Below are 3,161 nucleotides of genomic sequence, written 5' to 3' on the forward strand. Positions count from 1 at the left end.
GATTGATGAGGAGGGTGCGGGGTGAAGGGGGCATGGTTTTCATTGCAAGCCATGGTCTGGTGAATTCGGTGGCGCGCTAAAGCACAGGCAACCCCACCCTAACCCTCCCCTGCACGCAGGGGAGGGGACGGTTTTGCGTGGCGATGTGCTGCTTCCCCTGCGGGTGGAGTGCGAGCGCAGCGAGCCGAAAAGTACATCCATCAAAGCGCCCTCCTCAGCCGAAACACCAACGCCACCGGCACCTCCAGCGCCGTGCGATCGAACCTTGCGCCGGCTGGAATATCCGCCGGATCGAGCATCGGCTCCCGCACGTCCTCGATCGTCAAGCCCAACGCCTTACACGCCGCATGCCAGTGACTGTAGAGATGCTGCGTATGGCGTACCGCGTAACGCTGCCCGTCATGCCTGAAGTCGCGCTGCCAGCCGAGCGCCGGCCCGATCGGATGCACGTCGCTGCACAACACGGCGCCACCCGGCCGGGTCACGCGATGCAACTCGCGCAGCGCATCGTGCAGTTGTTCCAGATGGCCGACGACCAGGCCGCTGATGGTGAGATCGGCCCAGGCATCGAGCACTGGCAGCGCGTGCATGCCACCTTGCGCCAGCCCGATGCCGGCATCGAACCGGCATGCGGTCAGCTCGGCATGTGCACGCCGCAGCATGGCATCGGAAAGATCCACGCCGATCGTGCGCGAGGCGCCGCGACGCAAGGCGTGCAACATGTAGCGTCCGCTGCCGCAGCCGGCGTCGAGTACGTTCGATCCATGCAGGTCTGCCGGCATCAGCGCGAGCATGGCGCGCTCCTCGGCTTGCATGACCGGATTGTGCGCATGCGCCGGATAATTGGCGGCCCACAGCGCATAGCCTTCGGCGGGCGAAAGAACGGATGTGTGCGTCGTCATTGGGCACGCTCACCGGCCATCGCAAGCGCGGGCTCGATCGGGCGTGCAGCCATCCGTTCCAGCCCCGGCTCCAGCGCAAGCAGATCCGGGTCCGCCAGCGCGCGGTCAAGCAGTTTCGGTTTGCCATCCAGCATCACCGGCACCGCCTCCACGCCAGCCACCGCAAACCATTCGGCGAAATCGGGATCGGCGATGCGCGGCACGCCATCGCGCACCACGGCACGGATCTGGCTGCGCTCGATGCCGACCAGGCTGCGCACGGGATCGCCGCCACGGTCTTCCACGATCACCAGGTCGGCGATTGCGCCCGGCTGCAGATGGCCGCGCGACGGCAGGCGCAGGATGCGCGCCGCTTGCGTGGTAACCAAGGCCAGCAGTTGCGTCGGATCAAGCCCGTAGCGATCGATCACGCCGGCCAATTCGTCCAGCAGATCGCGCGCACCGCTGAGCCGCGAATCGCTGCCCAAGGCCAGCCGGCCGGCCGCGCACAAGCGGCGCGGATCGAGCGTGCGCCCCAGCAGATTGAGATTGCTGCGCGGGCACCACACCACCGCGGCGCCGTGCGCGATGATTCGCTCGATATCCTCGCCACTGGTGCCTACGCCATGCATCAGCACGCTGTTGCCGGCCAGGCAGCCGTATTGATCCAGTTGCGCCAGCTCGGCGTGCGCTATGGCATCGGTGCCTTCAGCCAAATGGATTAGCCACGGACGATCGCAGGGCGTAGCGGCGAAACTTTCCTGCACCGGCGGCCCATAGCCGGGCCAGCCGAGCGCGTAGCTCCAGCCGTAATCGCGCAGCAGCGCGACGGGAAAATCGTCGGCATCCAGCGCCGGATGCCAGGGATCGTGGTGTGCCACGCAGGTGGTGCCGGCCAGCAGGTTTTTCAGTGCGCCCTGGCGCATGCGCAGCGCCTTGGGCACCTGCAAGGCAGCGATCACCTCTGGATGCTCGAAATGCGCCTGGAAGGCGCTGATCCAGGCGTAGCTGTTGGGAAACGGCGCGTGCGCGGGCAGCGGCGGCACGGCGTTGACCTGCAGGTGATCGTGTGCGTTGATCAGCCCGGGGAAAATCAAATGGTCGCGCAGTTCCACGCGATAGGCCGACGCGCGCAACGCCGTATCGATGCGCCCTGCCCCGATCGGCAGCGGCGCGCGTGTCACCGCTTCGGGCGTGACCGTGGCCGCATCGCACAAGCTGGCATGGCGGTATGGCATCAGCGCCGCTGCATCACGATCAAAAAGTGATCGCCCATGTCGCGCAGCAGCGGCCATGCGCCGAAGCGGTCGTCGAGCTTGCCCAGCCACTCGCAGCCGGCTTGATGGCGCTCATAAAAATCCACCAGATACGGTGGCGGCATGAACAGGCTCAAGGCGCGGTAGCCATTCAAGCTGAAGTGCGGTGCAAAGGCGCGATAGAACTCGCGCGGCAGGTAGTAATGCGTCCAGATCGTGTGGCGGTTCATGCCCACTGCGGTGGCGCCGCGCGCTGCACGGATGCCGGCGCGCTTGAAGCGGCCCTTGAACAGGTAATAGCCGACTTCCCATGGACAGATCCGGCCGATCACCGAAAACACCAGCTTGCCGCCGGGCTGCAGCAGGCGCGCGCATTGATCCGCCACCGCCACCATGTCCGGCGCACAATTGAGCGGGCCGAAATTGGAATAGATCCCGCCGAAGCCGCCCTCCAGCTGGTCGAGCTGCTGCACGCCGACATGCACGGCCTGCACGCGCTCTTCCATTCCCACTGCCTCCGCACGCAGGCGCGTGCGCTCCACCATGCCCGGCGACCAGTCGCTGGCCACCACCCGATAGCCGCGCGAGGCAAACTCCACCGCGTCGATCCCCGTGCCGCAGCCCAGGTCGAGCAGGCGCGAGCCTGCAGGCACCTCGCGGCGCACCGTGTCCCACAGGGTGAGGCGCATGCGCTGGATCAGCGCGTTGTTGCCGCGCGGGCCGTCGTAATCGGCGGCGACGCTGTCGAAGGCGCGCTGGGTATCAAGCAGTTGTGCTTCGCCGAGCGTTGCGGCGGGGCTGCCTGCTTCGAGCTGGTAGGTACGACGCACTTCGATCTCCGCCGGATTGGCATGGGGTACGTCGTGAGTGCGGGTATGGGGGGATTTGGTTGAATGGCGTCGACGCTATTCCGGCTGGGTTGAAATCCCAGCATCCGAACCTAGCGGGGTTTGGAATGGGCATTCATATAAGCACGCAACACCTGATTGATACGGGTCTGGTAACGCTTGCCCGTGCCTCGGAA

General features: G+C 66.0%; 4 protein-coding genes. All 4 read right to left on the bottom strand.

Annotation, left to right across the window (positions count from 1 at the left end; all coding sequences use genetic code 11):
* Positions 1-200: 200 nt before the first annotated feature.
* Positions 201-902 carry a class I SAM-dependent methyltransferase gene (locus VMA74_RS06585; RefSeq protein ID WP_325365842.1) on the bottom strand — a complete coding sequence of 234 codons (702 nt, stop codon included), beginning with the start codon at positions 900-902 and terminating at the stop codon, positions 201-203.
* Positions 899-2,119 (bottom strand): amidohydrolase family protein, encoded by a 1,221-nt coding sequence (locus VMA74_RS06590; RefSeq protein WP_325365843.1) that lies wholly within the window; start codon positions 2,117-2,119, stop codon positions 899-901. The genes VMA74_RS06585 and VMA74_RS06590 overlap by 4 nt, the downstream gene beginning before the upstream one ends.
* Complete coding sequence (locus tag VMA74_RS06595) at positions 2,119-2,967, bottom strand: class I SAM-dependent methyltransferase (RefSeq protein WP_325365844.1); 849 nt, start codon at positions 2,965-2,967, stop codon at positions 2,119-2,121. The genes VMA74_RS06590 and VMA74_RS06595 overlap by 1 nt, the downstream gene beginning before the upstream one ends.
* Before the next feature lie 110 nt (positions 2,968-3,077).
* A partial coding sequence (locus VMA74_RS21600) for a BrnA antitoxin family protein (protein ID WP_414649568.1) occupies positions 3,078-3,161 on the bottom strand: 84 nt, incomplete at its 5' end.

The organism is Dyella sp., assembly GCF_035508675.1.
Lineage (GTDB): Bacteria > Pseudomonadota > Gammaproteobacteria > Xanthomonadales > Rhodanobacteraceae > Dyella_B.